5 protein-coding genes are annotated in these 5,087 nt (G+C 71.7%); 1 reads left to right on the forward strand and 4 read right to left on the reverse strand.

Annotated elements, in window-relative coordinates:
• Nucleotides 1–585: 585 nt before the first annotated feature.
• Entirely contained in the window at nucleotides 586–1,626 is a 1,041-nt protein-coding gene (gene trpS / locus ADL34_RS32500; RefSeq protein ID WP_062674561.1) for a tryptophan--tRNA ligase, read from the forward strand.
• Between the two features lie 33 nt (nucleotides 1,627–1,659).
• On the opposite strand, the gene proC is transcribed toward trpS, so the two are convergent.
• The 4 genes from proC to ADL34_RS32520 form a co-directional block, all read right to left on the reverse strand.
• A complete protein-coding gene (proC, locus tag ADL34_RS32505; protein ID WP_062674552.1) occupies nucleotides 1,660–2,469 on the reverse strand; it encodes a pyrroline-5-carboxylate reductase in 810 nt (269 codons plus the stop codon).
• A 107-nt stretch (nucleotides 2,470–2,576) separates the two neighbouring features.
• Nucleotides 2,577–3,368 carry an ABC transporter permease gene (locus ADL34_RS32510; protein ID WP_062674554.1) on the reverse strand — a complete coding sequence of 264 codons (792 nt, stop codon included), beginning with the start codon at nucleotides 3,366–3,368 and terminating at the stop codon, nucleotides 2,577–2,579.
• Nucleotides 3,365–4,177, reverse strand: coding sequence for an ABC transporter ATP-binding protein (locus ADL34_RS32515; RefSeq protein ID WP_062674557.1), 813 nt, complete (start codon nucleotides 4,175–4,177; stop codon nucleotides 3,365–3,367). Before ADL34_RS32515 ends, ADL34_RS32510 begins: the two co-directional genes overlap by 4 nt.
• Before the next feature lie 72 nt (nucleotides 4,178–4,249).
• Complete coding sequence (locus ADL34_RS32520; protein WP_062674559.1) at nucleotides 4,250–5,041, reverse strand: class I SAM-dependent methyltransferase; 792 nt, start codon at nucleotides 5,039–5,041, stop codon at nucleotides 4,250–4,252.
• Between the last annotated feature and the right edge of the window lie 46 nt (nucleotides 5,042–5,087).

Genomic DNA, 5,087 nt, shown 5'->3' on the forward strand with positions numbered 1-5,087 from the left:
CGTTTCCGACTCTATCAGATCTTTCCGATCCGATTTCCTCGGTGCTTTCCAGGTTCCCGCTTCCGCGTTTCCCTTTCCGGCGGTTCCGACTTTACCAGATCCTTTTCGGCCTGATCCCCAGTCAGCGGGGTTCGCCTTCCCGGCCGTTGGGCCGTTCCGACGAGTGAGACTTTAGCGGATTCCTGGCTCCCGATCTAATCGGGGGCCTGCGCCCTTTCGAACGCGGATTCCTCATTCCGCAAATACGCGCGCCAATGACACGACGGCAGCCGGACGACTGTCGTCGGAGAGTGGTTGGTACTTGCGGAGTGGCTGTCCGGGGACCGACCGGGGTCGGCGCTCACGTCGGACAACTCGGAGAACAGTACGGATGGGCGTGGGGCGTGTCAACTTGCCTGCGGTCGGCACCCTGGGGGCGTACTCTGGCCCGCATGACGACGCGTACGTGCACCCAGTTCTGGTGGGCCGCCTGACGGCGGCCGATGTCACGTGCGCACACACGGCCGCCGCCTCGGCGGCCGTTCTTGTTTCTCCCTCCTGAGGGTCGGCCGGCCGGGACGGCGGCCCGACCAGGAGGTGGAGAAGATGACGCGGGTCTTCAGCGGGATCAAGCCGACGGGGCACCTGACGCTGGGGAACTACCTGGGCGCGATGCGGCGGTGGGCCGCCGTGGACCAGCACGAGTCCGACGCCCTGTTCTGCATCGTGGATCTGCATGCGCTGACCGTGGACCACGATCCGGCGCGGGTGCGCAGACTCAGCCGGCAGGCGGCGACGCTGTTGCTCGCGTCGGGGCTGGATCCCCGGCTGTGCACCGTCTTCGTGCAGAGCCATGTCGACGAGCACGCGCGGCTGTCGTACCTGCTGGAGTGCGTGGCCACGGACGGCGAGATGCGGCGGATGATCCAGTACAAGGAGAAGGCGGCGCGGGAGCGGGTGCGCGGCGGGAGCGTACGGCTGTCCCTGCTGACGTATCCCGTGCTGATGGCGGCGGACATCCTGGCGTACGGGACGGACCAGGTGCCGGTCGGGGACGACCAGACCCAGCACGTGGAGCTCGCGCGGGACATCGCGGTGCGGTTCAACCAGCGGTACGGGCACACGTTCGTGGTGCCGCGGGCCACGCCGCCGCAGGTCGCTGCCCGGGTCATGAACCTTCAGGACCCGACGTCGAAGATGGGCAAGAGCGACGACTCGGGGCCGGGGATCGTCTATCTGCTCGACGAGCCGGAGGTGGCGCGCAAGAAGGTCATGCGGGCCGTCACCGACAGCGGGCGGGACGTCGTGTACGACCCCGAGGCGCGGCCGGGGGTGGCGAATCTGCTGGAGATCCTCGCGGCGTGCACGGGTGGGAACCCATCCGAGCTGAGCGGTGTATATGAAACGTACGGGGCTTTGAAGAGGGACACCGCGGACGCCGTGGTCGAGGCTCTGCGGCCCGTGCAGGAGAGGCACAGGGAGCTGTGCGCGGATCCCGGCTATGTGGAGGGGGTGCTGCGGGATGGTGCGGAACGCGCGAGGGCGATGGCCCGGCCGACCGTGGATGCCGCGTATCGGGCGATCGGGCTGCTGCCGGCGGCCACGGCGGACGGTGCGGCCGTCGCTGATATCGGGGTGACCGTGTAGTCGGGGCCGCCCGACGCCGGGCGGCCCGGGGCGTCAGCTGTTTCCGGAGGCCAGTTCGCGGCTGCGGTCGCGGGCAGCCTCCAGGGCGGCGATGAGGGCCGCTCGGACTCCGTGGTTCTCCAGTTCGCGGATGGCGTTGATGGTGGTGCCGGCGGGGGACGTCACGTTCTCGCGGAGCTTGACCGGGTGCTCCCCGCTGTCGCGGAGCATCGTCGCGGCGCCGATCGCGGACTGGACGATGAGGTCGTGGGCCTTGTCGCGGGGCAGGCCGAGCAGGATGCCGGCGTCCGTCATGGCTTCGACCAGGTAGAAGAAGTAGGCCGGGCCGGAGCCGGAGAGCGCAGTGCAGGCGTCCTGCTGGGACTCGGGCACGCGGAGCGTCTTGCCGACGGCGCCGAAGATCTCCTCGGCGTGGGCGAGGTGGGCCTCGCCGGCGTGGCTGCCCGCGGAGATGACGGACATGGCCTCGTCCACGAGGGCCGGGGTGTTCGTCATGACGCGGACCACCGGGGTGCCGGCGGCCAGGCGGGACTCGAAGAAGGAGGTGGGGATGCCCGCCGCGCCGCTGATGACGAGGCGGTCGGCGGGGACGTACGGGGCGAGTTCGTCGAGGAGGGTGCCCATGTCCTGCGGCTTGACGGTGAGGATCAGGGTGTCGGCCGACTTGGCGGCTTCCGCGTTGGTGACCGGGGTGACTCCGTGGCGGGAGCGGAGCTCCTCGGCGCGCTCCGGGCGGCGGGCCGTGACCAGGAGGTCGGCCGGGGTCCAGCCGCCGCGGATCATTCCGCTGAGCAGGGCTTCGCCGATCTTGCCGGTGCCGAGGACTGCGACTTTCTGGGTCATGGCTGGGGTGCCCTCCGGGGGTTGCGTCGTCCGGGTTCATCCTCGCACCGGAGGGCGGGGCGCGCGGTGGAGTGTCCGGTGGGCGGGACGTGTGGGGGCGCGGGCGGTCAGGCGGTCCGGCGGCGCAGGGTCGCCGCGCCCAGGCCGAGGACCAGGAGGGCGCAGCCCGCGACGATCAGGACGTCGCGGACGAAAGTGGAGGTCATGTCGGTGTGTTTGAGCACTTCGTTCATGCCGTCGACGGCGTAGGACATGGGGAGGACGTCGGAGAGGGCCTCCAGGGCGGGGTGCATGGCGTCGCGGGGCGTGAAGAGTCCGCAGAGGAGGAGCTGAGGGAAGATCACGGCCGGCATGAACTGGACGGCCTGGAACTCGGAGGCGGCGAACGCCGAGACGAAGAGGCCGAGGGCGGTGCCGAGGAGCGCGTCGAGCAGGGCGACGAGGAGGAGCAGCCACGGGCTGCCGGTGACGTCGAGGTCGAGGAACCACAGGGCGAGTCCGGTGGCGAGCGCGGACTGGACGATCGCGAGGGCGCCGAAGGCGAGGGCGTAGCCGGCGATCAGGTCCCCTTTGCCCATGGGCAGGGCGAGGAGGCGTTCGAGCGTTCCCGAGGTGCGTTCGCGCAGGGTGGCGATGGAGGTGACCAGGAACATCGTGATCAGCGGGAAGATCCCGAGGAGGGAGGCGCCGATGGTGTCGAAGGTGCGCGGGCTGCCGTCGAAGACGTAGCGCAGCAGGAAGAGCATCACGCACGGGATGAGGATCAGCAGCGCGATGGTGCGGGGGTCGTGGCGGAGCTGGCGCAGGACGCGGGCCGCGGTGGCGAGGGTGCGGGCCGGGCTGAGGACGCCGGCGGGGGCGGGGCGGAGCGGGGTGGGTGTGCTCGCGGTCGTGCTCATCGGGTGGTCTCCTTCGCGCGGGCGGCGGCGGCCGCCTCGTCGACCAGGTGCAGGAAGGCCGCTTCGACGGTCTCGGAGTCCGTCCGGGCGCGGAGGGCGTCGGGGGTGTCGTCGGCGAGGACGCGGCCCTCGCGCATGAGGAGGAGGCGGTGGCAGCGCTCGGCCTCGTCCATGACGTGGGAGGAGATGAGGAGGGTGGCGCCGCGGGAGGCGGCGATGTCGTGGAAGAGAGCCCAGAGGTCGCGGCGCAGGACGGGGTCGAGGCCGACGGTCGGTTCGTCCAGGACGAGGAGGTCGGGGGCGCCGAGGAGCGCGACGGCCAGGGAGACGCGGCTGCGCTGTCCGCCGGAGAGGGCACCGGCCAGGGCGTCGGCGTGGCTGGTGAGGTCGACGTCGGCGATGGCGCGGGTGACGTGGTCGGCACGCCGGTCTGCGGCGGAGCGGCCGGGGTCGAGGATCGCCGCGAAGTAGTCGAGGTTCTGCCGGACCGTCAGGTCGTCGTAGACGGAGGGGGCTTGGGTGACATAGCCGATGCGGGTGCGCAGGGAGGGGTGTCCGGCGGGGTGGCCGAGGACGTCCAGGGTGCCGGTGACCTTGGCCTGGGTGCCGACGATGGCCCGCATGAGGGTGGTCTTGCCGCAGCCGGAGGGGCCGAGCAGGCCGGTGATCTGCCCGCGCGGGACGGTGAAGGCCAGGTCCCGCAGGACGTGGCGGGTGCCGCGGACGACGTTGAGGGAGTCGGCCCGGACGGCGGGCTCGTCCGGGGTGCCGTCGGGAGGGTCGGTGCGGACGGCGTCATAATTCATCATGCGATGAATAATGCTCGCGCCGGAGCGGGAGCGTCAAGCGCCGTACGGACTGTCGGTGCTCGGCACGCCCTGCTAGTGCGCAGGCGTGGTGGCGACGATCAGGTCCACGTCGTACGTCTCCTCGACCGTCCCGTCCGGGAAGGCGTCGAGGAGGTGGCGCCTCTCCTCGTCGAAGAAGGCGGTGCTCGCCTCGGGGCCGTGGACCAGGAAGACGGAGTGGCTGCCGAGGTTGGCCAGGTGGGTGTCGACGGGGACGCGGCGGCTCCAGCGGACCGTGCGGGAGGTGAAGGCGAGGCGGCCGGTGGGATCGGCCTCGGCGGCCCGGCCACTCCTGCCCTGCTGTTCGGTGGCGGGCGCGGGAACGCCCGACTGGGGACCGAAGCGGCGCTCGATGCGGACCGCCTGTTCGACGTGCCAGGGGATGTCGAGCGGGGTGATGTTCCACCAGAGGGCCAGCGCGCCGCCGGGGCGCAGCACCCGCAGGGCCTCGGGCACCGAGCGGGCGGGGTCGGTCCAGTGCCAGGCCTGGGCGTAGGTGAGGAAGTCGGCGGAGGAGGTGGCCAGGGGAAGGGCGTCGCCGGTGCCCCGCACGAGCGGGATGCCGGGGTGGCTGTGGCGGAACTGGGCCGCCATGCCCTCGCCGGGCTCCACCGCCAGCACGTGGGCACCGCGATCGCGTAGCAGGGCGGTGGCGATCCCGGTGCCGGCGCCCACGTCGACGACCCGCGCACCCGTCAGGGACCGCCCCGCGAGGTCCTCGACCGCGTCGAGGAGGGCGGGTGGGTAGGAGGGGCGGTTCGCCGCGTACTGGGCGGCGGCGGAGTTGAAGGAGTGAGCGCGGGCTGCGTGGGAGGGGGCCGTCATGGGGCCATGGTCCCCCGGATGGCGGGGCGACGGGGGGTGGCGGGGG

It is taken from the genome of Streptomyces sp. NRRL WC-3605, assembly GCF_001509795.1.
Taxonomy (GTDB): Bacteria; Actinomycetota; Actinomycetes; order Streptomycetales; family Streptomycetaceae; genus Streptomyces; species Streptomyces viridochromogenes.